This window comes from Arenibacter sp. P308M17 (assembly GCF_003426735.1).
GTDB lineage: Bacteria > Bacteroidota > Bacteroidia > Flavobacteriales > Flavobacteriaceae > Arenibacter.
In genome coordinates, this window is the sequence record NZ_QVON01000009.1 from 97031 (window position 1) to 122354 (window position 25324).

The 25324-nt window shown below is 39.1% G+C and carries 28 protein-coding genes; 11 read left to right on the top strand and 17 right to left on the bottom strand.

Translation table 11 applies throughout. The features are described 5' to 3' along the window. The first annotated feature begins 179 nt into the window (after nt 1–179). Nucleotides 180–326 carry a hypothetical protein gene (locus tag D0S24_RS21195; RefSeq protein ID WP_181938140.1) on the top strand — a complete coding sequence of 49 codons (147 nt, stop codon included), beginning with the start codon at nt 180–182 and terminating at the stop codon, nt 324–326. Between the two features lie 132 nt (nt 327–458). On the opposite strand, the gene D0S24_RS18475 is transcribed toward D0S24_RS21195, so the two are convergent. Both D0S24_RS18475 and lysA read right to left on the bottom strand, forming a co-directional pair. After that, a complete protein-coding gene (locus tag D0S24_RS18475; protein ID WP_117021393.1) occupies nt 459–986 on the bottom strand; it encodes a DUF255 domain-containing protein in 528 nt (175 codons plus the stop codon). Between the two features lie 55 nt (nt 987–1041). Next, nucleotides 1042–2283: a diaminopimelate decarboxylase gene (gene lysA, locus D0S24_RS18480; protein WP_117021313.1), complete on the bottom strand. Its 1242-nt coding sequence runs from the start codon at nt 2281–2283 to the stop codon at nt 1042–1044. A 297-nt stretch (nt 2284–2580) separates the two neighbouring features. Here lysA and D0S24_RS18485 point away from each other — a divergent pair, with 297 nt between their 5' ends. Together D0S24_RS18485 and sucC are read left to right on the top strand one after the other, a co-directional pair. Further along, nucleotides 2581–3219 carry an LON peptidase substrate-binding domain-containing protein gene (locus tag D0S24_RS18485; RefSeq protein ID WP_117021314.1) on the top strand — a complete coding sequence of 213 codons (639 nt, stop codon included), beginning with the start codon at nt 2581–2583 and terminating at the stop codon, nt 3217–3219. Between the two features lie 244 nt (nt 3220–3463). Next, a complete protein-coding gene (gene sucC / locus D0S24_RS18490) occupies nt 3464–4657 on the top strand; it encodes an ADP-forming succinate--CoA ligase subunit beta (RefSeq protein WP_117021315.1) in 1194 nt (397 codons plus the stop codon). A gap of 77 nt (nt 4658–4734) precedes the next feature. Here sucC and D0S24_RS18495 read toward each other — a convergent pair whose 3' ends face one another. Further along, on the bottom strand, nt 4735–5103 hold the full coding sequence (locus tag D0S24_RS18495; protein ID WP_117021316.1) for a DUF1456 family protein: 369 nt from the start codon (nt 5101–5103) through the stop codon (nt 4735–4737). A 124-nt stretch (nt 5104–5227) separates the two neighbouring features. On the opposite strand from D0S24_RS18495, the gene D0S24_RS18500 reads away from it, so the two are divergent. Continuing rightward, complete coding sequence (locus D0S24_RS18500; RefSeq protein WP_117021317.1) at nt 5228–5629, top strand: TerB family tellurite resistance protein; 402 nt, start codon at nt 5228–5230, stop codon at nt 5627–5629. A gap of 122 nt (nt 5630–5751) precedes the next feature. After that, nucleotides 5752–6177: an Hsp20/alpha crystallin family protein gene (locus tag D0S24_RS18505; protein ID WP_117021318.1), complete on the top strand. Its 426-nt coding sequence runs from the start codon at nt 5752–5754 to the stop codon at nt 6175–6177. A 100-nt stretch (nt 6178–6277) separates the two neighbouring features. On the opposite strand, the gene uvrB is transcribed toward D0S24_RS18505, so the two are convergent. The 3 genes from uvrB to D0S24_RS18520 all read right to left on the bottom strand — a co-directional run bounded on the left by uvrB (nt 6278) and on the right by D0S24_RS18520 (nt 10210). Continuing rightward, complete coding sequence (uvrB, locus tag D0S24_RS18510; RefSeq protein WP_117021319.1) at nt 6278–8266, bottom strand: excinuclease ABC subunit UvrB; 1989 nt, start codon at nt 8264–8266, stop codon at nt 6278–6280. Between the two features lie 182 nt (nt 8267–8448). Further along, on the bottom strand, nt 8449–9282 hold the full coding sequence (locus D0S24_RS18515) for an ABC transporter permease (RefSeq protein ID WP_117021320.1): 834 nt from the start codon (nt 9280–9282) through the stop codon (nt 8449–8451). Nucleotides 9283–9301: 19 nt separating this feature from the next. Beyond that, nucleotides 9302–10210, bottom strand: a complete 909-nt coding sequence (locus D0S24_RS18520; RefSeq protein ID WP_117021321.1) for an ABC transporter ATP-binding protein — start codon at nt 10208–10210, stop codon at nt 9302–9304. Between the two features lie 77 nt (nt 10211–10287). Between D0S24_RS18520 and D0S24_RS18525 the strand changes: the two genes are divergently transcribed. Further along, nucleotides 10288–11367: a hypothetical protein gene (locus D0S24_RS18525; protein WP_117021322.1), complete on the top strand. Its 1080-nt coding sequence runs from the start codon at nt 10288–10290 to the stop codon at nt 11365–11367. A gap of 92 nt (nt 11368–11459) precedes the next feature. Here D0S24_RS18525 and D0S24_RS18530 read toward each other — a convergent pair whose 3' ends face one another. From D0S24_RS18530 to D0S24_RS18565, 8 genes are all read right to left on the bottom strand, one after another. Then, a complete protein-coding gene (locus D0S24_RS18530; protein WP_117021323.1) occupies nt 11460–12518 on the bottom strand; it encodes a nucleoid-associated protein in 1059 nt (352 codons plus the stop codon). Nucleotides 12519–12630: 112 nt separating this feature from the next. Then, nucleotides 12631–13128, bottom strand: coding sequence for an IS1096 element passenger TnpR family protein (locus tag D0S24_RS18535; RefSeq protein WP_117021324.1), 498 nt, complete (start codon nt 13126–13128; stop codon nt 12631–12633). Nucleotides 13129–13154: 26 nt separating this feature from the next. Continuing rightward, nucleotides 13155–14189: a heme A synthase gene (locus D0S24_RS18540; RefSeq protein ID WP_117021325.1), complete on the bottom strand. Its 1035-nt coding sequence runs from the start codon at nt 14187–14189 to the stop codon at nt 13155–13157. A 119-nt stretch (nt 14190–14308) separates the two neighbouring features. Next, complete coding sequence (locus D0S24_RS18545) at nt 14309–15733, bottom strand: CCA tRNA nucleotidyltransferase (RefSeq protein ID WP_117021326.1); 1425 nt, start codon at nt 15731–15733, stop codon at nt 14309–14311. A gap of 2 nt (nt 15734–15735) precedes the next feature. Beyond that, on the bottom strand, nt 15736–16305 hold the full coding sequence (locus tag D0S24_RS18550) for an L-threonylcarbamoyladenylate synthase (RefSeq protein ID WP_117021327.1): 570 nt from the start codon (nt 16303–16305) through the stop codon (nt 15736–15738). A gap of 9 nt (nt 16306–16314) precedes the next feature. After that, nucleotides 16315–18135 (bottom strand): CDP-glycerol glycerophosphotransferase family protein, encoded by a 1821-nt coding sequence (locus D0S24_RS21425; RefSeq protein ID WP_117021328.1) that lies wholly within the window; start codon nt 18133–18135, stop codon nt 16315–16317. After that, nucleotides 18132–18818 carry an NTP transferase domain-containing protein gene (locus D0S24_RS18560; RefSeq protein ID WP_117021329.1) on the bottom strand — a complete coding sequence of 229 codons (687 nt, stop codon included), beginning with the start codon at nt 18816–18818 and terminating at the stop codon, nt 18132–18134. Before D0S24_RS18560 ends, D0S24_RS21425 begins: the two co-directional genes overlap by 4 nt. A 111-nt stretch (nt 18819–18929) precedes the next feature. Then, a complete protein-coding gene (locus D0S24_RS18565; RefSeq protein ID WP_117021330.1) occupies nt 18930–19166 on the bottom strand; it encodes a hypothetical protein in 237 nt (78 codons plus the stop codon). A 63-nt stretch (nt 19167–19229) separates the two neighbouring features. On the opposite strand from D0S24_RS18565, the gene D0S24_RS18570 reads away from it, so the two are divergent. Next, nucleotides 19230–20057, top strand: coding sequence for a glycosyltransferase family 2 protein (locus D0S24_RS18570; RefSeq protein WP_117021331.1), 828 nt, complete (start codon nt 19230–19232; stop codon nt 20055–20057). On the opposite strand, the gene D0S24_RS18575 is transcribed toward D0S24_RS18570, so the two are convergent. Further along, nucleotides 20036–20830, bottom strand: a complete 795-nt coding sequence (locus tag D0S24_RS18575) for a glycosyltransferase family 2 protein (RefSeq protein ID WP_117021332.1) — start codon at nt 20828–20830, stop codon at nt 20036–20038. The genes D0S24_RS18570 and D0S24_RS18575 overlap by 22 nt on opposite strands. 391 nt (nt 20831–21221) lie before the next feature. Here D0S24_RS18575 and D0S24_RS21260 point away from each other — a divergent pair, with 391 nt between their 5' ends. Next, on the top strand, nt 21222–21854 hold the full coding sequence (locus D0S24_RS21260) for an adenylyltransferase/cytidyltransferase family protein (protein ID WP_220377790.1): 633 nt from the start codon (nt 21222–21224) through the stop codon (nt 21852–21854). A gap of 2 nt (nt 21855–21856) precedes the next feature. On the opposite strand, the gene D0S24_RS18585 is transcribed toward D0S24_RS21260, so the two are convergent. After that, nucleotides 21857–22390 (bottom strand): LicD family protein, encoded by a 534-nt coding sequence (locus D0S24_RS18585; RefSeq protein ID WP_181938141.1) that lies wholly within the window; start codon nt 22388–22390, stop codon nt 21857–21859. A gap of 445 nt (nt 22391–22835) precedes the next feature. After that, nucleotides 22836–23651 (bottom strand): 2,3,4,5-tetrahydropyridine-2,6-dicarboxylate N-succinyltransferase, encoded by an 816-nt coding sequence (locus D0S24_RS18590; protein WP_117021334.1) that lies wholly within the window; start codon nt 23649–23651, stop codon nt 22836–22838. Between the two features lie 176 nt (nt 23652–23827). Between D0S24_RS18590 and ruvX the strand changes: the two genes are divergently transcribed. The 3 genes from ruvX to D0S24_RS18605 are packed head-to-tail and all read left to right on the top strand — an operon-like array spanning nt 23828 to nt 25319. Further along, nucleotides 23828–24241, top strand: coding sequence for a Holliday junction resolvase RuvX (gene ruvX, locus D0S24_RS18595; protein WP_117021395.1), 414 nt, complete (start codon nt 23828–23830; stop codon nt 24239–24241). 1 nt (nt 24242) lies between these two features. Further along, complete coding sequence (gene def / locus D0S24_RS18600; protein ID WP_117021335.1) at nt 24243–24833, top strand: peptide deformylase; 591 nt, start codon at nt 24243–24245, stop codon at nt 24831–24833. Between the two features lie 57 nt (nt 24834–24890). Beyond that, entirely contained in the window at nt 24891–25319 is a 429-nt protein-coding gene (locus tag D0S24_RS18605; RefSeq protein ID WP_117021336.1) for a DUF5606 domain-containing protein, read from the top strand. Nucleotides 25320–25324 lie beyond the last annotated feature (5 nt).

The window sequence follows — 25324 nt, forward strand, 5'->3', positions numbered from 1 at the left end:
TTTTAGCTTCGTTTTCCGCAAGGGATCCCGGAAAGTATTTTGCTGTCCATGAAAGGTAAAAAGTGGCTTGAAAAGGAGATATTTTAGAGCGTCAAAAAAGGTGTGGATCCAGCCTGTTTTTCCCTATTTTCATTTATGGCCTAACTATGGCCTAACTATGGCCTAACTATGGACTATCTATGGAGTATCTATGGAGTATCTATGGAGTATCTATGGAGTATCTATGGCTTATCCCCGGACAACAAGACATTTGTTTTTTATTGGTATTCATGAATGCGCTGCATTTGGGCGATCCAAAAAATGAACAGAACACGAATTTGGGATAGAAAATTCTATCTTATTCCGATTCATACACAACTTTTGAGATTGATCCTAGATAAGCAAGTCTAGGTTGGATTTGATGGAATAAAAAAAGCCGGTAGACCGGCTTTTTTTATTTAAACATAGCGTATACCAAACTATTTGCTTTCGCTATCGTAGGTATTCCAATCTTTCTCCTTGTGTATATTGTCGCCAAAATATTTGGCTATTTTTAGGAAGGGTCCGGGCTTTTGATACCCCGGAACAGGAGAGAGCATATTCATTTTTTCATCCAGAAATATCGTCGTGGGATAACTCATTTTGCCCTGCATAAGTGCCGCCGCAAATTCATGATAGCCATTTCTGCCCGAAGGAACGAATTTAAAGGTTTTTCCTTTGAAAACAATAGGTTCCTTGCCTTCCCCATCCAACTTCACCATATAATAGTTTTTGGACATGTATTCGGCAACTTCTGCATTCTGAAAGGTGTCCTTGTCCATTTTTTTACACCATCCACACCAGTCGGTATAGACGTCGATAAATATTTTCTTTGGATTTTTCTCCGTTTCGGCCAATTTGGCCGCTTCATCCCAGCTAAGCCATTTTACTTCCTGTGCCATACTACCTAAGGGCAAGATGGCAAGACAAAAAAGGATTGCTGTTTTTTTTAATGATTTTACGACCATGATTTTAAGGGATTTGCCCAATAACATTATCAAAACTAACGAAAATTGGGCAACTTTATTTTGCTATTGCCTTTTCTTTAACAGTCGCGAATAGGTCCTGGACATCGACCTGGCTTTTGATCAGGTCTTCAAAAGTCTCCCTTTCCCTTATCAGGATTGCTTTTCCTTTATGCCATAAAACCTCGGGAGGTCTAAATCTTGAGTTGTAATTGCTTGCCATAGTGAAGCAGTAGGCACCTGCATTTTTAAAGCAAAGGATGTCCCCCTCGGAGATTTCATTGATGCGCTTGTTGCTTGCAAAGGTATCGGTCTCACAAATATAGCCTACCACGGAATAATAGCGTTCACGGCCGTCAGGATTTGAGATATTTTCAATGCTATGGATGGCACCATAAAACATGGGACGGATAAGATGGTTGAAGCCGGAGTCCACACTTGCAAAAACGGTTGAAGTGGTCTGTTTTACCACATTTACTTTGGCCAAGAAAAAACCGGCCTCACTGACCAAAAATTTACCAGGCTCAAAAGCCAAGGTCAATTCCCTGCCATATTCCTTGCAAAAGGAGTTGAAACGTTTTCCCAACTTCCTGCCCAATTCCTCAATATTGGTTTCAATATCCCCTTCCTTATAAGGAACTTTAAACCCACTTCCGAAGTCTATAAACTCAAGATCTTGGAAATTCTTCGCCGTTTCAAAAAGAATTTCTGAGGCGTAAAGGAATACATCGATATCCAAAATATCACTTCCGGTATGCATATGTATCCCATTAACCTTCATGTTGGTGAGATTAACGATTCGCAGTAAATGGGGTATTTGATGTATGCTGATGCCAAATTTGGAATCTATGTGCCCCACGGAGATTTTAGAATTTCCACCGGCCATTACGTGCGGATTTATTCTAATACAAACAGGAATATCCGGATGCTTGCTACCAAATTGTTCCAAAATGGATAGGTTGTCAATGTTGATGCGCACGCCCAATTTCGCTGCCTCCTCAATTTCCTCCAAGGATACCCCATTTGGAGTAAATATAATGGAACTAGGCTCAAAACCGGCCATGAGTCCCAATTGAACCTCTTGTATGGAAACGGTATCCAGGCCGCTTCCCAAACTGTTCATCAATTTTAAAATGGCAATATTGGAAAGTGCCTTTGTGGCGTAATTTAATTGTAGTTTTTTTACATCCTTAAATGCATTGGTCAGTCTTTGGAACTGGGAAATTATTTTTTCGGAATCGTATACATAGACTGGGTCACCGTAAGTTTTTGCTATCTTTAATAGGTCAGTGTTTCGCATTGTTCAATATTTTGTGCAAATTTAGACTACTTATTGTCTTTGAGCAAAAATATATAGCAATATTTGAAAAATGTAACATATTGTTAATTATATAACAATCATTGACTCTTCCATGTGTAATCAATGGAATTTCTAGAGGCAGAGCTAGGATGTAATGTAGGGGGGTAGCCGTTATACATGGAATTGCAATATTTTGTCCTGTATCTTTGTAACGCAGTGGACTTGCTTTCCATACCTCGTCCGCACTGCGTTGGGCTGGTTCATTTCTTGGTCCGTTGTAATTTTAAATAAAAACTTATGCTGTTACCCTTATTTCCTTTACCGTCCGTATTTTTTCAGGAAGAAATCGTAGCCCTTCACATTTTTGAGGAGCGTTACAAACAATTAATTAGGGATGTACGGGAAGAGTCCAGTAATTTTGGGGTTCCTGTATATATTGATGGCGAAATGACGTACGGCACTGAACTGGAATTAAAGGAAATTGTAAAAACCTATGATACAGGGGAAATGGATATAGTATGTGTTGGCCGGCGCCTCTTTAAAATAAATACTTTCCAAAAAAATATGGACGGTAAGTTGTACGCTGGGGGCGATGTGGAATTTTTACCTTATTATGATGACAGCGTCAAAACCTTAAAGGAGAATGTCCTTGGTCTTGTCATGGAGCTTTATGGTTTAATGGATGTATCCATTTTAGGTCTAACAGCAGGGAATTTTGATATTTATCAATTGATTCATAAGATAGGGCTTTCCCTTGCCCAGGAATACAAACTCCTGAAAATGGCCTATAAAAGTGAACGCCTGTTGTTCATCAAAGCTCATTTAACAAATACTATTCAAGTTTTGAAGCAGGTAAACCAATCAAAGGAAATGATAGGGATGAACGGACATTTCAAAAATTTCGACCCTATAGACTTTAAGGATTTTAAAATGTAATGGCAGGCAGCATGGCTTGATTGGGCATTAGGTTAATGGTAAGTTGAAAAGGTCTTCCATATGGTAAACTATTGCAATTGCGCCCTTAGCTAATAGTTGTTGTTAGGGTGGTATTTCTTTGATTTCCGTTTAAAAGTGGTGCAATTTCTCCATAGCCGGCACACTGTATTTTCTGTTTTATTTAATTAGGGTAAATCCGCTGTGTTTCCTATTTTTGCAACTCAACAAATAGAACCTTCAATTTATGAACCTTCACGAATATCAAGGAAAAGAGATTTTAGCGAGCTTTGGAGTACGCATTCAACGCGGTTTAGTGGCTTATAATGCCAAGGAAGCAGTAGATGCTGCCAAACAATTGACCCAGGAGACCGGAACCGGTTGGCACGTAATCAAGGCCCAGGTTCATGCAGGAGGCAGGGGAAAAGGAGGAGGAGTAAAATTGGCAAAGAACTTGCGTGAGGTAGAAGATATTGCAGGGGCGATCATTGGGATGAATTTAATAACCCCTCAAACTTCGGCAGAAGGTAAAAAAGTACATAAAGTTTTGATTGCCGAGGATGTTTATTACCCCGGGGACAGCGAAACTAGTGAATTTTACATGTCCGTTTTATTGAACAGGGCCGCTGGAAGAAATATGATCATGTACTCTACCGAAGGTGGAATGGATATAGAAGAGGTTGCGGAAAAAACGCCCCATCTAATTTTTACCGAGGAAATAAATCCGGCCACTGGTCTATTGCCCTTTCAAGCAAGGAAGATAGCCTTTAACTTGGGACTTTCGGGGACGGCTTTTAAGGAAATGACCAAGTTTGTTACCAGTTTATATAAGGCCTATGTGGAGAGTGATGCCAGTTTATTCGAAATAAATCCGGTCCTTAAGACCTCCGATGATAAGATTATGGCCGTGGATGCCAAGGTGTCCATTGATGATAATGCACTTTTTAGAAGAAAGCAATATGCTGAAATGCGCGATTTATTGGAGGAAAATCCAATTGAGGTAGAGGCAAGGGCCGTAGGACTAAATTATGTTGACCTGGATGGAAATGTGGGCTGTATGGTGAACGGTGCGGGATTGGCAATGGCTACCATGGACCTTATTAAAATGGCAGGTGGTGAACCGGCCAACTTCTTGGATGTAGGTGGAACCGCCGATGCCAAAAGGGTTGAAGAAGCTTTCAGGATTATTTTGAAGGATCCTGCCGTTAAATGCATCCTAATAAACATCTTTGGTGGTATTGTGCGTTGCGATCGTGTAGCGCAAGGGGTAGTGGATGCCTACAAAAATATGGGCGATGCTATAAAAGTGCCTATCATAGTAAGATTACAGGGTACCAATGCCGAATTGGCCAAGGAAATTATTGATAATTCGGGGTTGGCCGTACATTCTGCCGTGCAGTTTCAAGAAGCTGCCGATAAGGTGAAGGCCGTATTGGCATAATATTAATAGATTATAAAAAACCAAAGGCAGTACTTCTAAAGTGCTGCCTTTTTTATGTCAATTGGTCTGACGAAGTATCAGGGCTTTTTTTTGTTCTTGTATTTTACGGGACTAATGTCATGGTCCTTCTTCTTTTTTTGTTGCTCCTTGAATCCCAGTTTTTGATACGCTTTAAAAATGGGGGCCTTTTTTGGTTTGGGCAGGGATAATTTTGGGTCTTTGGGGTTTTCCTTGGTCCCACGATAATGTATCACCAATCCATTTAAGAAATTACGCAAAATTTGGTCGCCACATTCTACATAGTTGGGGTGGTCCTCTTTTCTGAAAAATGCACCCAACTCACTTTTTGTAATTTTAAAATCGACCAATTTTAAAATTTCTACAATTTCATCATCCCTTAATTTTAAGGCAACCCTTAACTTTTTAAGCACATCATTATTGGTCATATGGTAAATTTTTTCACAAGATATTACAAAAAATACGATGTAGTACCAGTTTCGGAACACTTTCCTACATCCGGGGACCGGAAATCAAAGCTATTTAATGTAACTTAGTGTTAAACTGTAATTTATGAGTACATATCTGGAGAAGTTGGGCATTCTTTCCCAAATGATCTCTTTTGCTAAAGCAGATAAGGAGATCAAGGATTCGGAGTATGATTTTTTATTGGGCGTGGCACAACAATTGGAGATCGATAAGGAAACCTTCGATTCCCTTTTTCATAAAAAAATGGGCAAGGTCGTACTTCAATCCGAGGCGGAGCGTATCCTACAGTTTCATAGGTTGGTACTGCTCATGAATGTGGACAGGGAACAGCGCCTGGCCGAAATTGAACAGTTACATAATATAGGACTGGGGTTTGGACTTCCCCAAGCGGCCATAGAGCAGGTGCTTACCGTTATGCACAATTATCCGGACAAAGTGGTTCCTCCGGCTGTATTGATCAATATATTCAAAGCCTATAATAATTAAAAAGAGACACAATGTCTTGTTATTGTTTTAAATACATGACATAATGTCTTAATTATGCCTTCGGTACACCATTTGCCTATTAGCTCATGAGAAATTAATGTATAACTTAAAATATAAAAGTCATGAGTCTAGTAAAAAGAAACCATGTTATTTTTCCATCCTTAATGAACGAATTCTTAAGTCCGGATTGGTTTGGTGGCGTAGATAACTTTAAACAAAGCGTACCGGCCGCCAATGTTAAGGAAACCGAAACCGAATACGTGTTGGAACTGGCCATACCCGGAAGGAAAAAAGAAGATTTCAATGTTGAAATCGACAATGACATCCTAACCATTTCCTCCGAAGTAAAAAGTGGGGAAAACAAGGAAGGGGATGGATATACCAGAAGGGAATTTACTTATTCTTCCTTTAAAAGAGTGTTCAGTTTGCCCGAAACCATTTCCTTGGATAAAATTAACGCTTCCTATGAAGATGGAATCCTGAAATTTGTCCTTCCCAAAAAGGAAGAGGCATTGCCAAAGCCTAAAAGGCTAATTGAAATAGCTTAAGTTTAATTGGTTGGTTGATTGTAATGGCGCTTCGAGAAATCGAAGCGCTATTTTTGTAATAAATCTAAAGTCAGTCATGATTTTGTGTGACAGGAGTATATTATTCCTGTTCCTGAAGCGATTTAATTTCGTCCCTTAACTTGGCAGCTTGCATAAAATCCAGATCTTTTGCCGCTTTTTCCATGGCCTTTCGTTTGTCCCGTATCATTTTCTCCCTTTGTTCCTTGGTAAGATATAATAAGTCGGGCTCCGCGGCCTTCATTTCTTCTTTTTCAAAATGATAGGTGGAGACTGAATTTTTGGCCAAAACACTGTCCAGATTTTTGTTCAGTGCGGTGGGCGTAATATTATTATTAAGATTATAAGCCGTCTGTTTTTCGCGTCTATAGTTGGTCTCGTCTATTGTTTTTTGCATGCTATTGGTAATTTTATCCGCATACATTATCGCTTTTCCATTTAGGTTTCTGGCAGCACGGCCAACGGTCTGGGTGAGGGATCTTGCACTTCTTAGAAAACCCTCCTTATCGGCATCCAATATGGCCACCAGGGAGACTTCGGGTAGATCCAGGCCTTCCCTTAATAAATTCACCCCAATGAGTACGTCAAAAACTCCTTTGCGCAGATCCTGCATAATTTCTACCCGCTCCAAAGTGTCCACGTCACTATGAATATACCGACAGCGGACATTTATTCTGGTTAAATATTTGGCCAATTCTTCCGCCATTCGTTTGGTAAGGGTAGTGACCAAGGTGCGTTCATCCTTTTCCACCCTCAACTGGATCTCCTCAATTAGATCATCAATTTGGTTCAGGCTTGGACGGATCTCTATAATAGGGTCCAATAGGCCGGTCGGCCTAATTACTTGCTCCACATAAACCCCTTGGCTCAATGCCAGTTCGTAATCGGCCGGGGTAGCGCTGACATAGATAACCTGATTTTGAAGCGCTTCAAACTCCTCAAATTTTAAGGGTCTGTTGTCCATCGCAGCTGGCAATCGGAATCCGTACTCCACCAAATTTTCCTTTCTGGACCTATCGCCGCCATACATGGCGTGTACCTGTGGGATGGTAACGTGGCTTTCATCCACCACCATTAAATAATCCTTTGGAAAATAGTCCAACAAGCAGAATGGTCTGGTGCCCGGTTCCCTTCCGTCCAGATACCTGGAATAGTTTTCGATCCCTGAGCAATATCCCAGTTCCCGTATCATCTCCAAGTCGAAATTTGTACGTTCTTCCAGTCGTTTTGCTTCCAAGTGTTTCCCAATTTCCTTAAAATAGGATACCTGCAGCACCATATCCTCCTGAATGAGGTGGATGGCATTCTGTAAAACATCCGGGGAGGTCACGAACATATTGGCGGGGTATATATTTAGTTGTTGGTACTTTTCCAATATTTTGTTCTTATATGGGTCAAAGGCTTCTATTTCCTCTATTTCATCCCCAAAAAAATGAATTCTGAAGGCATGGTCGGCATAACTTGGAAAAACGTCCACTACATCGCCCTTTACCCTAAAATTACCGTTCTTAAAATCGGCAGTCGTTCTGGAGTAAAGGCTTTGTACCAGTTGATGTAGGAATTTGGTCCTTGGAATTATCTGATCCTTTTCTATTCCTATGACATTTTTCTGAAATTCCACTGGATTTCCGATGCCGTACAAACAGGAAACCGATGCCACGACCAGGATATCCCTTCTGCCGGACAATAGGGATGATGTGGCGCTCAAGCGCAGTTTTTCAATATCTTCGTTAATGGAAAGATCCTTTTCTATATAAGTGCCACTTGAGGGTATATAAGCTTCGGGTTGATAGTAATCGTAGTAGGAGACAAAATATTCAACGGCATTCTCTGGAAAAAACTGTTTAAATTCCGAGTATAATTGGGCCGCAAGGGTTTTATTATGAGCCAATACCAGGGTAGGTCGTTGCACTTGTTCTATAACATTGGCAACGGTAAAGGTTTTTCCGGACCCCGTAACCCCCAAAAGGGTTTGATAACGCTCATCGGTCTCCAGGCCCTCTGTTAATTGTTTAATAGCTTTTGGCTGATCGCCCGTAGGTTTATAATCGGAAACAACTTTAAATTTCATGGGTAAGGTTTTCAGGTACTTCTGTAATATGATCTTTTTCCCAGCGGGGCAACAATAAAAAATCACATTCGTTTTATGACCTAAAATTAATAAATAGCCGGCAATACTGAGGAGCTTCGGTAACTATTTATAGCTATTATTCCATACTTTGTGGTAAAGCACCTAACTATTGGAAGTTAACTTTACAAATCACGTTTCCTCAGCAGGGCGTAAGAAAGATATATGAAAATTGCGGTCCAGCATCCCACTATCAAAATTTCATAAGAATGCACGGCATAGTCCTTATGGAATTGTTCCCCCACCTGTTCTACCATACTTTGTACGGCTTTAAATCTGGATACCGGCTCTTTAATAAGGTTGCCCATAGATTCCAGAGGGAGGAATTTCATGACCGAGGCCGAAGCTTCCTTGCCGGCCAGCCACCATACCAAAAAACGGATACCCAAATTTTCAATGGCAAACCATATAATTAAAAAGCCCAAGGCAAAGGCAGAGCGTTTTACCAAAATCCCAAGGAAAAGGCAGAAGGAGAAGAACCCCAATAGCTTGAAAAAATAGGCCAAGACATATTCCAAATCCGAAAAAATGATGGATAACTCCGTGAAATCGGAATAAAAAAGCCCTAAAACCAATGAGACAATAAAGACAAAAAGGGTGGAAATTACAGAAAAGGCAAAAACGGCCAAAAATTTTGAGGCGATGAATTCCTTCTTGCTCAGTCCATCTATTAAATTCTGCTTCAAGGTCTTATTGCTGTATTCATTGGCCATCATAGAGACAATAACGATGGCAAAAAAGAGTTTCAATCCACTCGCAATCCAGGTATTCAGGTGCCATATATAAGGAAAATTAAAGATACCCTGTTCGGCCACATGGAACTGTATGGGGCCTATGTCAAATTTTATAGCGGCCAACAATGCCATACATAGGATAAGAACGAAATAAGCAATGATCAGGATCTTACTTGCATTATTGTTCCATAATTTTATAAACTCTATCTGTAATAAGCGTACCATATTTTATGCTTTTGGGGTATTAATGCAATTCATCCCTATGGTTGGTCAAGCTCAGGAATTGTTCCTCAAGACTTTCTTTGCGCCTTACCAAATGGGATAGGACTATGCCATTGTTAAACAATTCCCGATTTAGGGTATCCGCCTTCATTTCTTCCTTCAAAATGGCTTTGATCGATCCATTTTCTTGTTTTATATCACCAAAACTGGGATGTTTGCCCAAAAAGGTGACCAAGGCTGCCTCGTCCTTTGCCCTGAGTTCAAAGAAACCATAACTGTTCAACATTTCGTCGACCCGGCCCGAATAGAGCTTTTCCCCTTTTCTAAGGATAATGACATGGCTACATACTTTTTCTACCTCGTCCAATAAATGTGAGGCCAACAGAATGGTGGTGCCCTGGAAGGCAATTTTTTTTATGATCTCCCTTATTTGATGTATTCCTTGCGGGTCCAAACCATTGGTGGGCTCGTCCAGAATTAATATTTCCGGATCGTTGAGAAGTGCCGAGGCAATGGCCAATCGCTGTTTCATGCCCAAGGAGTAGGTGCTGAACTTGCTGTTTTTGCGGTCTAGGAGTCCGACCATTTCCAAAGTATCCTCAATTTTGTCTTGGGGAACATCCTTTATTTTACAGACCAATTTTAGATTTTGAACTGCGGTCATATAGGGATAGAAATTGGGACGTTCAATAATGGCGCCTACTTTTTTCAGGGCATCGTGTGTGGAAACGCTCCCCCCGAACCAGGAAAAATCGCCAGATGTTCCATTCACTACGTTCAATACTATTCCCAAGGTGGTGGATTTACCGCTACCATTGGGTCCCAGGATGCCATAAACATTGCCTTTTTCTATACTAAAGGATAGGTCTTTGACCGCGGTGAGATATCCAAATTTTTTGGTAAGGCGGTTTACGGTCAGAATAGTTTCCAAAATGGGATAGATTTATTGATTGTTTGTACTTACTTGACGAAGAAATCCTTATTTTGTTACAAAATAAAGTTTTTTCCATGTCCGAAAGATTAATGTCCAAGAAAAAGCCTGCATTCCCGGTGAATAATAAACTGGATGCCTATTTGGACCACTATAGCAGAAAAATTGAAATTCCAATTTTTTATGAGGACCTATTGCGCTTTTCCGGGTCTATTGTGGTCTATGATTCCAATGAGGAGGACACTCTTTGGGTACGGGTGTATTACAATGAATTTGATAGGATCGAAATCGATATCAGTCTAAAGAAAGTATATTCCATTCTGCATTCCGATGGTAGTGATAGTATATTTCCATTTTTAAATGTTGATGCGGTGGACTATTGTACTTTTGGGAATTCCAAGCCTTTTAGGATAAAAGTGAGGAATATTCTGAACGACAATTTCACTTATTTCTATGTAAAAAGGACCGATGCTTCCAGGATCTATGGATTGGAACTGGAGCATATGTTATCGCCCTACAACCTAAACTTTCTTGTTTATGGGGATACCTTGATAGAGGAGCATATTGCCGGTATACCGGGAGATGTGTTTATCAAGGATTTTTTGCCAAAATGTACGGAATCGGAAAAGTCGCAATTGGCCAAAGAATTCGTTAAGTTCAATGAACGCTGCATGATCCGCCTTTTAGGGGATATGCGATCTTATAATTACGTTATTGTTCCTACCCACGATTTTGATCATGTAGTCTATAAGATAAGGGCGATAGATTTTGACCAACAGTGCTATGAGGGAAAATTAAAAGTGTATAGGCCACAATTTTTTAAGGAAAATTATTTAATGGTTATGTTGGTCAAGGAAAAGTTGCAAAGGAATTCGGTGGATCAGTATAAGATAGAGGAGCGATCCATTGTAGCGAAAAGAATTTTGAGTTCCGGGAACCGTATTAAGCGACTCATATCCATAGTGAAGACAGATAATATATCCAATGACGATAATATTACGGCCCTATCACAGCACATATATGACCTTACAGGAGATATTAACTTTAAAAAATGTAAGACCATGGGGGAAGTATTGGCACTTGCCCTAGATTTTGTGAAAAGAAATTATGAGGACGTAAGTATGAAACAGATTATAGAGAACAGGATCAACTTTTAATGTAGATAGGTTCTATTGCTTAATTTAACCCAAATCCCTTTATGCCACTAAACTCTCTTTAAAGTTGTGAACAGGGTAGCTTCCGGATTGGCCTAACTTTTCTGTTCTTTGTTAAAGTAGACGAGGTAGTAGTACATTTGCCGCTCTTCGTCCCAGCCCTTTTCCACAAATTTTTGGGCCGATTCCGGATTAATAAAATCAAGTTTGATCTGGATATTGGTATCCAGGTTAATGACGTTCTTAATTTTTTTTCTGGCGTCGGAAACCGCTTTGTTGGCAATGTCGAACGTAGAGACATCCTCTATACTGTATTTAGGTCCTTTTTCTACCTTATAGTGTTTAAATTCAGGTATCAATTCCGGATTTTCCATCACCTCGTTCAAGAAATTGGTCTCTTCAAAAGAGTCATTTTTGGCAAAATGATTTACCGCCCTGTTCATAAACAACACCTCTTGTTGTTTGTCCTCTGCGGGCAACACCACATCCTTGGCAAAATTCTGACAGAATTTTAAGTAGTTTTTGGTCTTAAAGTTATCATCGGACAAGGCATCCACCCCTAGAAAATTTTCCAACCAGTACTTGGTATCGTAGCGATTACTATCCACTGAAAGTACTTTATACCCTTCCTCCCTGTTCGTATTAAAAATAAGGCAGCCTTTGTCCAGCTTATTGATGTTGATGCCTTGCTGTATCAGAATATCCAAGTTATTTCCCTTTTCCTGAAATTGCAGGAAATCGTGCTTTAGCTCGCTTTTGAATATGCCCACCGCATTCACCTTAACATTGTCCAACATTAGATCGGTAAGATAGGCCACATATACTTCACCACTTTTGATATGTGGGTGGTTCGACTGGTCGAACAATTGGGTCGCTATTTTTTTGGAATTGGCATGAAGGCTGGCCGGCTCATCAAAAATAGCGGAAACAATTTTATAGACCTCATTAAATTCTACGTCGGATTCATGGGAAAAATAATAGTAATTCTCCTCCTTTTCCCTAAAAGGTTTAAAAAAATACTCCTTTAACAGTCCGGTAGTTTCATCGTTGAGGGAAAAAGGGGCTTCCGAGAGAAAGATACCTTCGCTTTTATTTTTGTTTCCTACGCGGTGTATGGAAATGGTTTCAATTTGGGTAGGGTATAAGTTGATCATGGGTAAAAGGGAAATATTTAGGTGTAATGTTATGTAATAGGCTTGCGGGAACCTTGATAAGGTCGCTTTAATGCTAATATACCACTAATTTAATTTGTAGCTACGGGATTTATCAGTTCCAGTTTTCATCAAAATCCAAATCTTCGTAGTTATCAAGGGTATTGTCAAAATCGAATTCATTTTCATCCGCCTCAAACTTTTTTTCAGGTGGGGAGTCCGGTAATTCTCCAAAACTGAAAAGGGTACGGGGATAGGTCTTTGCGTCCTCTTTTTCCACTATATCCGCCAATTCAACAAAGAAGGTCCACATACTCAAAAAGTCATATACATAAATAAGTTTGGGGGAATGTTCCGTAAGAATGTCCTGTAATAGGATCTCGTTCATCAGACGAACATCGGAGCCGTTTTCACTCATGTCGAATAGGGCAATTTCCTCTTCTTGCCTCCACTCTTCGTCACAGGTGTAAAATGAGGCCATTTCATTTCCCAAAAAACCAAAAGCTTGGGTAATGGCATTGTGAAGGTCTTCCATAGAATTGTTTTCCTCTATTTCAATATCCCTAAAAATATCTTCCTCTGCATCTAGAATAATCCTTATTTTGTATATCATCGGCTCCTTTTTTTGTGATGGCAAAGTTACAAAGTTTTCATGGTTTTAAAAGCATTTAGCGCTTCCAAAACCAAATAGAATTGAAAACCGAACAAAACGGATGCCAGCACTAGATGCAATGGTTGGGAAGCGAACGGGAAATCCAGATAGTACATGGCCATACCGGAAATAACCTCCAAAAGTAAAATGGCCAAAACCCATTTTATTTTGGAATAACCGAGATTCAAATTATAGATTCTTATGGCCAGGGCCAGGTTCAAAAGAACAACGATTATAGAAAATGAACGGTGCATGTAAAATGATAATGTAGCATTATGCAGCCATAGGTTGGGGGAGTCTTCTCCGTAAATGTCGGTTTGCACATCCACAAATTGTCTTACCTGAGTGCCCAATACTACCTGTACCAAAGTGGTCAAAAGAACAAAGATGATCAGGTTTCTCGTTACTTTATCAGGTTTTAAGGATTTAATCTTATTGTTTGTGGCCTGGATCAAGTACAGGATAAGGGCAAGGATGAACAGGGCCATGACCATATGGATGGTTATTTTGGCCGGAGCCAAAACTGAATACACCACAGTGGCCCCAAGCCATGCCTGGAAACCCATGGCGAATACTACGACCCAGGAAAGGATGGTGATGGATCTCTGTTTTTTCCAATAAGCAAAAGAGGCTATGGCCATTATTAAGGTTCCCAGTCCGGCCAGGGCACCAAATAATCTATTGATGAATTCGGTCCAGGTATGGAAAGGGTTAAAAATGGCGTAGCCATGCTTTGTATAAGGGGCCCAATTATTGGGGTTATATGTAGAGGAGGTGCTAAAATTCTTCTTGGCCACCCATAGGGCTTCATCTAAAATAATGACCTGGCCTTTCTTAAATTCTTTTTTTGGTTGCCATTGTAATTCCCCAATATCCGTAGGGGGTATATAATGGCCAAAACATTTTGGCCAATCCGGGCATCCCATGCCACTGCCCGTCATTCTTACCACTGCCCCGGCTATAATTACCAAGTACACCAAAACTAGACTGATCTTGGCGATTTTTGTAAATTTATTTTGCATTTGAATGTTTGAAAGCGTCCTGTAAAATTACCACTCTTTTATTAAATTATGGTCTGGGCAGGTCTTAATTTTAGGACATAAATAAGCTACATTATTTAACAGATCAAGTCAACATGGGTTTAGTTTAAATGTAATCCCATCTCCTTTCCTTTTTGTAGCATAAGGGAATAGGCGGCGTTGTATTCGTTGGGAATTTCACCTTCCAAAATGGCTTCCTTGATAGCCTCTTTGATCATTCCTATTTCCTTGGAGGGTCTTAGGTTGAAAGTTTTCATGATCTCTTCCCCACTAATTGGTGGTTGAAAGTTTCTAATATGGTCCCTTTCCTCCACCTCTTCGATTTTCTGACGGACAATTTTAAAATTGTTTCTATACCTCTTTTGTTTTTTTGGATTCTTGGTAGTAATATCCGCTTCACATAGGGTCATTAAATCCTCTACATGTTCGCCCGCTTCAAAAATGAGCCTTCTAACGGCTGAATCGGTTACAAAATCTTCTGAAAGTACAATGGGTCTGGAACTCATAAGGACCATCTTTTGCACATATTTCATTTTTTCATTCAAGGGCAGTCTAAGTCGCTTAAAAAGTTTGTAGATCATTTTGGATCCCACAAATTCATGTCCATGGAATGTCCATCCGATCTTTTTGTCGAATTTTTTGGTAGGGGCTTTGCCAATATCATGTAGTAGGGCGGCCCAGCGTAGCCAGACATTATCGGTATGTTCAGCAATGTTGTCTACTACTTCCAGCGTATGCCAAAAATTGTCCTTGTGCCGTTGCCCTTCAATTTCCTCAATGCCTTCCAAGCCAACCAGTTCCGGCAATATAAAAGGTAAGAGCCCAGTGCTGTGGAGTAGGGAAAATCCAATGGAAGGTTTGGGACTGGCCAAAATTTTATGTAGTTCGTCCACGATGCGCTCATTGGAAATAATCTTGATCCTTACCTTGTTGTCCGCAATGGCCTGTAATGATTCAGGATGGATAATAAAGTTAAGCTGTGTAGCAAACCTTATGGCACGCATCATTCGCAAAGGATCATCGGAATAAGTAATGGACGGGTCCAAAGGAGTTCTGATCAATTGTCTTTTTAAATCCCCAATGCCGTCAAAAGGGTCCAATAATTGTCCGAAATCTTTGGAATTAAGGGAAATGGCCAAGGCATTTATAGTGAAATCCCGTCTTTTTTGGTCGTCTTGCAAACTCCCATTTTCAACAACAGGTTTTCTACTTTCCCTGTGGTAACTTTCTTTTCTTGCCCCTACAAATTCAATTTCAATATCCTGAAATTTGATCATTGCGGTTCCAAAATTTTTGAAGATACTGACCTCTGAACTTCCCGGTAATTTCTTGGCAACCAATTTGGCCAATTCTATTCCGCTACCAATGGCAACAATGTCGATATCTTTAGGGGTTCCCCTTTGTAGTAAATAGTCCCTTACAAAGCCCCCGATTACGTAAGAATCCAATGAAAGTTCTTTGGCCGCTTCGGAAATGGTAGAAAATACTGGGGTGTTTATGGCTTCTAAGTGTTGTCTCTTAGTCATTCTTATTCTCGGATCACTTTTACGCTACCATCATTACGTAGCATAATAATAGAAGATGGGGTATTGTTAACTTTATCACGGCCCAAATTTACTATATAGTCCACACCTTTTAAAATCTCAGGGGATATTTCTTTGAAAGAGTTGGGGGTTGGATGCCCTGCTAAATTTGCAGAGGTAGACACGATGGGCTTTTTTAATTTCTTTATCAGGAATTGGCAAAATTGATCGGAAGCAACCCTAATGGCCAAAGTATTGCCCTCGGCAATTAAATTTGCGGCCACCCCCTTAGGCGATTCATATACAATGGTGGTTGGTTTGGTAGCAAGATCTATAATATCATAGGCCAGTTCCGGTACTTTTTCAACATGTTGTTCCAGCATAAAATCATTGGCCACCAAACAGATCATGGTCTTGGTATTGGAACGTTGCTTTAAGGTGTAAATTCTTTCTACTGCTGCCGCATTTGTAGCATCACAGCCAATACCCCAAACCGTATCGGTAGGATATAAGATAAGACCTCCTTTTGTAAGTATATCATGGCAGGCGTTTACTTCGGAAAGCAAATCTTTCATAGTAGTTCGTTATTTTAAATTTCTTAATCTTTTGAGCTCCTTGTACCGGGAATATACCCCTAAGGCATTAAGATAGCATATGATCAGTCCCTTTTTTCCGTCCAGTATGCCCAATCTTAAAATATAATGGTTAAAAAATTTGTAAAATGGGCGAATTATAAAATGGTAATAGTTGGGGTCATAGTCCTTTTTAAATTCCTCTACGGCCTTCATTTGTCCATACTTTATCATTTTGCCCCTATAGTCTTCATAATTCTTATAGGAGTAATGGATCAACTTGTTTTTGAGTACTCCCGATGGTCCGTCCACCACCAAAGTCTCATGTACTATCCTGTCCTCTGTAAAATGCACTTTACTTTTTCTGAAAAGCCTATAGTTTTTATCGCTCTGCCAGCCACTAAAATGCAAAACTTTATCTTTGAACATAAAGGTTCGATAAAAGTAATATGCATCCGCTGTTGGTTTAGAGGAGTTTATCGTTTCGAGGATTTCATTTCTAAGTCGGTCCGGAACCCGTTCATCAGCATCCAGAAAAAGGACCCAATCATGGGTAGCCTGTTTTAGGGCATAGGATTTTTGATCTGTGTAATTGACAAATGTGCGTTGTATTAATTTAACATGTGGGTGCTGCTCAATTTTTTCGATGGTGCCATCCTTACTAAAGGAATCTACAACGATAATTTCGTCCGCAAACTTTATATTTTCCAAAACGGCATTGATATGGATGTCCTCATTATAGGTAATTAGAACGGCAGAAATTTTATTTGTCTTTTCGCCTACAAAGGGATTTTTTGTGGGCTTTCCGAAGATGGAATTGATTTTGAGTCTTCTGGCCAGCGATAATTTCCTTTCTTGGGGTACTCCATGGATCTCAATGTAATCCTTAACCGCATTTACCATACGAAGTGCCGATTTTCCATCTTGATATGGGTGAAATTGCATGTTTATGTAGGCTCTTTCCGCAGCGTAGGCGTCCGAATGAAAATTGTCCAAAACTTTCTCGGTAAGGCCGGTGTAGGAATTGGAGTTGTCCCATAGCACCCTGTCCGAAATATTTTTGAAGGTTATGACCGGTTTGTTCAAGAGAATGAATTCGTAAATTACAGAGGAGGTGTCACTGACCAATATATCTGCCTGGAGGAGCAGTTTAATAATATTTTTGTCCTCTTTGAAAATTACATTGCGTATTTCGTTGGAGAGTCTTTTGTATATCTTAATCCATTTTTGATCCATAAGGTCATGGAACTTTATGAGAACTACGTATCCCGTAGTCTCGGCTAAGTTCCTTATTTCCTTTAATAAATATGGGGCAGAAGTTAGGCTAGGGGAGAAGGTAGGGGCAAAGAGCACAATTTTATCCGTGTTGAATTGTTGCAATATGGCCTTTTTTTCAAAGTCGTACCTGTTTTTTTCAGTGCTGTACACATCCAATTTGGGCCAACCTGTCTCGATAACATCAAAATTTTTGTGTACTTTCTTTAACTCATTAAATTTATCCGTGAAATAAGGACCTTGGGTAAGATAAAGATCGAAGTAGTGCCTTATCCTGAAATGTCCTTTTTTTTCACCCGCAAGTCCATGAAAAACCTGAACTTTTAGGCCTCGTATATAATAAGGCACTTCATTGCCGGGAACAAAGATGGCATCACTTTCATAGCGTTGTAAATCTAATGTGCTAAGGGTATAATTGTCATCTTTATATGGAAAATTGTCCAAGAGTTTCCCGGAAATATACCAAAGAAAACCGTGTCCCTGCTCTATGAGTACATCCCGGATGGGGACAAGGATGCCAAAAGCATATGCATTTTGGCAGAATAAAATTACTTTCATTTTCGAAATAGGGTATTGGCATTCTCCAAATCTTCCTTAAAATCTACTTCCATGCAATTGTATTCGGAAATATCCACAGCGCTAATTTTGAGATCGTCTTTTTCTATTGCCATCTCCAGACCTTTCTCAAAATAATCGTTGTCATCACATTCTTCGAGCCTGGCGATAAAACTTTTTATATCCTTGGCCGCTATGAAATTTATTCCTACTGCTTCGCCCAATCCATTTTTTACCGTCTTGGACAATTTGTCGATAAAATTGTCCTTTAATGTGTATTTCACCTCTTCATCTGCCACTTTGTTAGTGTTTACCGCTACAAACGATTGATTTTTATCAATGTACGGTATAAGAACGGACAATAGGCTTACATCAAAAACAACATCGCCATTAAGCCAAAGCACGGATTTATCCCTGTTTTTCCTTAGGGCCTTTAAAAGGCTTTTGGAGGTATTGGTCTGATCAAAAAATGGATTGTATACATAAGTGAGTTCGGGAAAACGTTCCATTATTAAATCTTTTTTAAAGCCAACAACAACGTTGATGTTATCTATGTCAAAGGTTTCATCCAAATTGTTGACCTGCATCTCCATGATACATTTACCATTTTTTAAGGTTGTTAATGGTTTCGGGAATGGGTTTCCAAGTCGTGAGCCAATACCTGCTGCTAAAATGACAATTTTCATGAGTTTTTATTAATGTGTTGGCCCAAAAAATTGGACGGGTTATATAATTTTGTCCTTTGGAAATCTCCTTTGTAATAGGACAATCAACAATTATAATTTATAGGTAAAAAGCTATTCCCGGCATCGGATGGATAAAAAGGGATATTTTACCAAAAATTGTTTTTCTTTGAAAGAAAGCCTGTCCGCCAGTTTATTGGAACCAATTTTTATTTCCCTTTCGTAGAAATTCGTTGCATTGACCAGAACTAATTTACTGCCCGAATAGTATCTGTAATCTATTTTTAAACCGGTCTTTTTGGGGAGCAATTTAAGTTTCTTGATGAGTCCGAACAATAATTTTTTAACCATAATCTAATACAAAGATAAAGAAGGGCGTAAAGATATGTAAATAAAGGGTTATAATTTTGCTGAGTGGAGAACCCTATCCCTTCTATATCCGTTGTTGTAAGTACTTATAATTCCGAAGAATGGTTGGAAAAAGTGCTGTGGGGCTTTCATCAGCAAACATTTAAGGATTTTGAATTGGTCATTGCCGACGATGGTTCCGGACCAAAAACCCAAGAGTTGATCCATAAAATGTCCAACTGTATTTTTTATCCGTTGGTACATGTATGGCACGGGGACGATGGGTTTCAGAAATCCAAAATTTTGAACAAAGCACTAGGGGCCTGCAAGGCAGAGTATATTGTCATGACAGATGGGGATTGCATTCCAAGGGCAGATTTTTTGGAAGTACACCAACGGAACAGGGCCAAAGGGTATTTTATCTCCGGAGGGTACTGTAAACTACCGAGGAATATTTCCCGAAGCATTACCCTTGAAGATATTGAAAGGCAAAATTGTTTCAATATTAAATGGCTGGAATTACAGGGCTTGCCCAAGTTGTATAAAAACATAAAGCTAATGGCCAAGGGAAATGTCTCCAAGGTATATAATTCCTTGACCCCGACCAATGCTAGTTGGAACGGTCATAATTCTTCTGGATGGAAAAAGGATATTTTGGGGGTAAATGGCTTTGATGAGAGAATGCAATATGGGGGTCAGGACCGGGAACTGGGAGAACGCTTGTTCAATAGTGGCATTAAATCCAAACAATTGCGGTACAGTGCTATCTGCGTACATTTGGATCATACGAGAAGTTATAAGACCAAAGATTCGATTTTAAAAAATAAGGCCATTATAAAATTGGTAAAAAAGACAGGAAGTACTTGGACCGATTATGGCTTTACCAAAGAATAAGCAAGTTTTTCCCTTTTGCCCAGACGTTTTAGTTCCCTATACCTTTCAAAATCGCCCAAGGCATTCAAATAACAGATGGTAAGCCCTTTTTTTCCATCAAGTATTCCCAATCTAATGATGTAGTGGTTAAAAAATTTCCAAAAAGGCTTAAAGATCAATAGGAGGTAATTGAATTTTTTTTCTTTTTTATGGGCTTCCTTGGCCTTTAACCGTCCGTATTTTAACATTTTAAACTTATAATCTTCGTAATTTTTGTAGCAAAAGTGCATTAATTTCTGCTTCAATATTCCGGATGTACCCTTTACGATCAGGGTTTCATGAACTATTTTTTCCTTACAAAATTGTGCTTTACTTTTTCTAAAAAGACGATAATTTTTATCGGTTTGCCATCCACTAAAGCGCAGGCGACTGTTTTTGAACATAAACTTTCGGTAGAACCAATATGCGCAATGTTCAGAATCCTTTTTGGCCTTACATTTTATTTCATTCCTTAATTTATCAGTAACCACCTCATCGGCATCCAAGAATAGTACCCAATCATGTGACGCCTGTTTTAGGGCAAAGGATTTTTGGGCCGTGTAATTTTCAAATTCGTTTTGGATGACCTTTACCTTGGGGTGATTGTTCAAATATTCGTAGGTGCCATCCGTGCTATATGAATCCACTACGATAATTTCATCTGCGAATGCAATGGAATCGATACATTTTTCAATATACCCAATTTCATTATAAGTGATTATTAAGGCTGATATTCTTTCACTTTGATTTATCATGCAATCGTAATTTTTACCACTTATTAGATAGTATTAATAGAAATAGTTGCGTTGAAATCACTAAAATTTATAACGTTGTTACTTAATACATAACACTTAATATTTAATAATAGTATATCAAATTACAAGTTATTAACAAGGTAATTTCCTACAAAAGAATAACTAATATTCGTAAATACTTGAGGCTGTCGGGGTTTTCTAAAGGTGTATGGCAATCGAATGACAGAAGAGCCCGGTAACTTTAATTATTTATTTATGATTTTTTTAAGATAACTTTATAAATAAGTAGGTTCGCTTGGTCAATATATAAAAATTGGGTTATACGAAATTATGTCTGAAACCGTTTATTACCTTTACCTATTAATATACTAACAATTGGATAATCAATTATATGACTGAGGCCTATTTGTACATTCTAACTACTAAATACCCTAATTGGAACTTTGCCACCGATCCGGAAGATCGGGTAAAGTTATATGTAAGTTGTAAACGTGAAGCCGAAGATTCTTTGGAAGAAATGTTGGAGATTGTCAAAAATATCGGTCTTTTTTATGACAACAAGAATTATGTCATTAAACTTAAAATAGGGAATAACCTTGTTATAAAAGTAAAGGCATGTGAACAGGCCAAAAAGTATAATAAAATGTATACTTCAGGTTGTTTTGATATTTTTCATTATGGGCATCTTAACATCCTTAAAAGGTCAAAACTTATGTGCGACCATTTAATTGTTGGTGTTTCCACAGACGAACTTATTTTGAAGGAAAAGGGGAGACTGCCTACCATTCCCTTTAATGAAAGATTAAAGTTGGTCAAGGCCATTATTTATGTGGATGAGGTTATTCCCCAAACAGATAAAAATAAGCAACGCATAGTGGATGCGTATAATATAGATGCCATTTCGGTCGGGGACGATTGGAAGGGTAGATTCCCTCATACTACTTGTCCTGTGGAATATGTGGCCTATACAGATAGTGTTAGCAGTACAATTTTAAAAGGAATATTGGAATTGCAACCTGAGTGATATTAGGTAATTGCATTGTCATCTTTAAAGGTATTCCAATTTTTAACCTGTTTTTGCCAATCTCCATATCTATATGTTAGATATTCATCTGTCAAGGCCGGAATTTTATAGTCGAAATCGTTGAATTTAATATCTTTAAAGGTGAGGTAGAACTTGCTAGGAACCGATTTTGTGATATGGTTAATTTCCCAATAAGAATCCTCCTTAAATTGATATTTAATAAAAATATCCAGGCAAACAGATCCCTTCATTAGTCCAAAAAATCGTTTTTCCCTTATCTTGATCATTCTAACCGCTCCTTTTGTGAAATAATTATTGGTATTCCCAAAGCGCCTGGTCCTTACCCTGTACCCAGCTTTTTTTAATCCGGAATATAAACTGTCCAACTTATCCAATTGATCATGGTTAATGGATATATCAATATCATTGTCCCACGGCAATAGTCTGTTTTCCCTTATGATACCCAATAAGGTCCCGCCTTCCAACCAATAATCTATTTTACATTGGTCCAGAATTGCGGCAATATTTTTAAGCATTCTTTCTGCAATTACTTTATTTTTTCCTTCTAATGTGATGTTATAGGCCATGGTAAATGGTTACTTAGGATTATAAACCGGGAAGGTAACAGGTTTGGATGGATTATCCCCTTTTCGCTGTGATAGGTTTTTATTCCTTCCGAGACTGCAGAGTATGTGGTTTCTATTTTATGTTCATAATACTATTCCCCATTGCGATCTAAATTGAAATCGAACGGCATTTATAAGATAATATGCCTTATTGGTTTAGAGGGTACGTTCCCAACAAAAACGTTATAAGGCATATCAACTATTCCGTAGGTATTACACTCCTGTTTGTTGGCATTTCTTAACAGGATTTTTGGGTTAGGAAAAACATCCAATATTTTTAGGTATTCCCATATTTTCCCTGTCATTAACAATGCTGTTCCAAGAATCTACTGGAATGTTCCCAATTCTTTGGCATTTAAACCGCAACATCGTATTCCCTTAGGGCATCGTTTAGGGATGTTTTTTTGTTGGTACTCTCTTTTCTGGTCCCAATGATCAAGGCACAAGGCACCTGGTAGTCGCCAGCCGGAAATTTTTTGGTATAACTTCCCGGTATTACAACAGATCTTGCAGGTACCAAACCTTTTCTCTCCACAGGTCTCTCGCCCGTAACATCTATAATTTTTGTAGAGCCCGTAAGTACTACATTTGCTCCCAACACGGCCTCTCTTTCTACCCGTACCCCTTCCACAACAATACATCTGGATCCAATAAAGGCATTGTCCTCAATAATAACAGGGGCGGCCTGTAAAGGCTCCAAGACCCCGCCAATTCCTACTCCACCACTGAGGTGGACATTCTTTCCAATTTGTGCGCAACTGCCAACGGTAGCCCAAGTGTCTACCATGGTACCTTCATCCACGTAGGCACCAATATTTACATAACTGGGCATTAAAATAGTACCTGCGGAAATATAGGATCCGTGTCTGGCGACCGCATTGGGGACAACTCGAATTCCTTTTTCGGCATAACCTCTTTTAAGGGGCATTTTATCGTGATATTCAAAGATACCCGCCTCCAGGGTTTCCATTTTTTGTATCGGAAAATATAGTACCACTGCCTTTTTTACCCATTCATTGATCTGCCATCCATCCGTGGTCGGTTCTGCACAGCGCAGTTTGCCGTTATCCAAAAGATCGATGACCTCCCGTATGGCGGTTTGCGTTGGTATTTCTTTAAGTAGATCTCGGTTCTCCCAAGCGGTTTCTATTGTGTTTCTTAGTTCTTTCACGGGTTTAATATTTTGTAATTATTGTATAATAAATGAATTATAAAAAGCGGGGCGCATATAACCGCTCGTTTCATCTTTAAGAATTCATATTTTGGCAAATATAAGGGCTAGCAGCTAATTAACCTTTTGTTTTTGCACTTATAACAATTTATCCTTTATTTTTGCCAAAAAAATGTGTGGGAAGGATTGTAGCATTGGATTATGGTAAGGTTCGAACGGGGATTGCCGTAACCGACGAATTGCAAATAATTGCCTCTGGCCTTACTACTGTTGATACAAAGGAACTTTTGAATTTTCTAAGGAAGTTTGTCCAAGAGGAGAAGGTAGAAAAATTTGTGGTCGGGGAACCAAAGCAAATGAACAATCTTCCATCCGAATCCGAGGAATTGATCAAACCTTTTTTGAGGACTTTGGAGGGTGTTTTTCCAAAGATACCGGTAGAGCGACAGGACGAGCGCTTTACTTCTAAAATGGCATTTCAAACTATGATAGATAGTGGCCTTAATAAAAAACAAAGAAGGAATAAGGCCTTGGTCGATGAAATTAGCGCCACAATAATCCTTCAGGCGTATTTAAATAGAAAACAGTAGTATGATATTACCTATAGTTGCTTATGGAGACCCGGTACTTAGGAAAGTAGCGGATGATATAGACAAGGATTTTCCAAAATTTGAAGAACTGTTGGCCAATATGTGGGAGACCATGTACAATGCCAATGGTGTAGGTCTGGCCGCACCCCAAATTGGGCTGCCCATTAGGTTGTTTTTAGTGGATACCACTCCATTTGGTGATGATGAAGAGCTTTCGGAAGACGAGCAAAATACATTAAAAAGTTTTAAGAAAGTGTTTGTCAATGCACGTATAGAGGAAGAAACCGGAACTGAATGGGCCTTTAACGAAGGATGCCTCAGTATACCCGATGTACGGGAAGACGTTTTAAGAAAGGATACTATTACCTTAACCTATATGGATGAGAATTTTAAATCCTACACGGAAACCTTTAATGGTCTTTTGGCCAGGGTCATCCAACATGAATATGACCATATAGAGGGAATCTTGTTCACCGATAAATTATCTACCCTAAAAAAACGCCTTTTAAAAGGTAAGTTGGCCAATATTTCCAAGGGAAAGATAAAGGTGGAATACAGAATGCGCTTTCCCAACATGAAAAAAGCACGTTAAAACTATTTCTATTATAAACAAAAAGTAGCATATTTGCCATTGAAACTAAAATAACAGATGGGTTTAAATAAAATATTATCGATTGCAGGTAAGCCTGGACTTTTTAAATTATTGACGCAGACGCGTTCGGGATTTGTAGCCGAATCCTTATTGGATGGTAAAAAAGTTACCGTAAGTTTTAAGAACAGTGTTAGTGTCCTGTCCGAGATTGCCATCTATACATTGGAAGAGGAAGTGCCGTTGAAAGTGGTGTTCGAAAAGATCAAGGAAAAGGAAGATGGTGGAAAAACCTCTGTGAACCATAAGGAGGATAAGATAAAATTGGAGGAATATTTGTTTGAGGTACTTCCCAATTATGATGAAGATAGGGTCTATGCCAGTGATATTAAAAAGATTATCCAATGGTATAATTTATTGCATGAGCATGGTATAACGGAGTTCGAGGATGAGGAGGAAAAAGAAGAGGCTTCCAAGGAAACAAAATAGATACA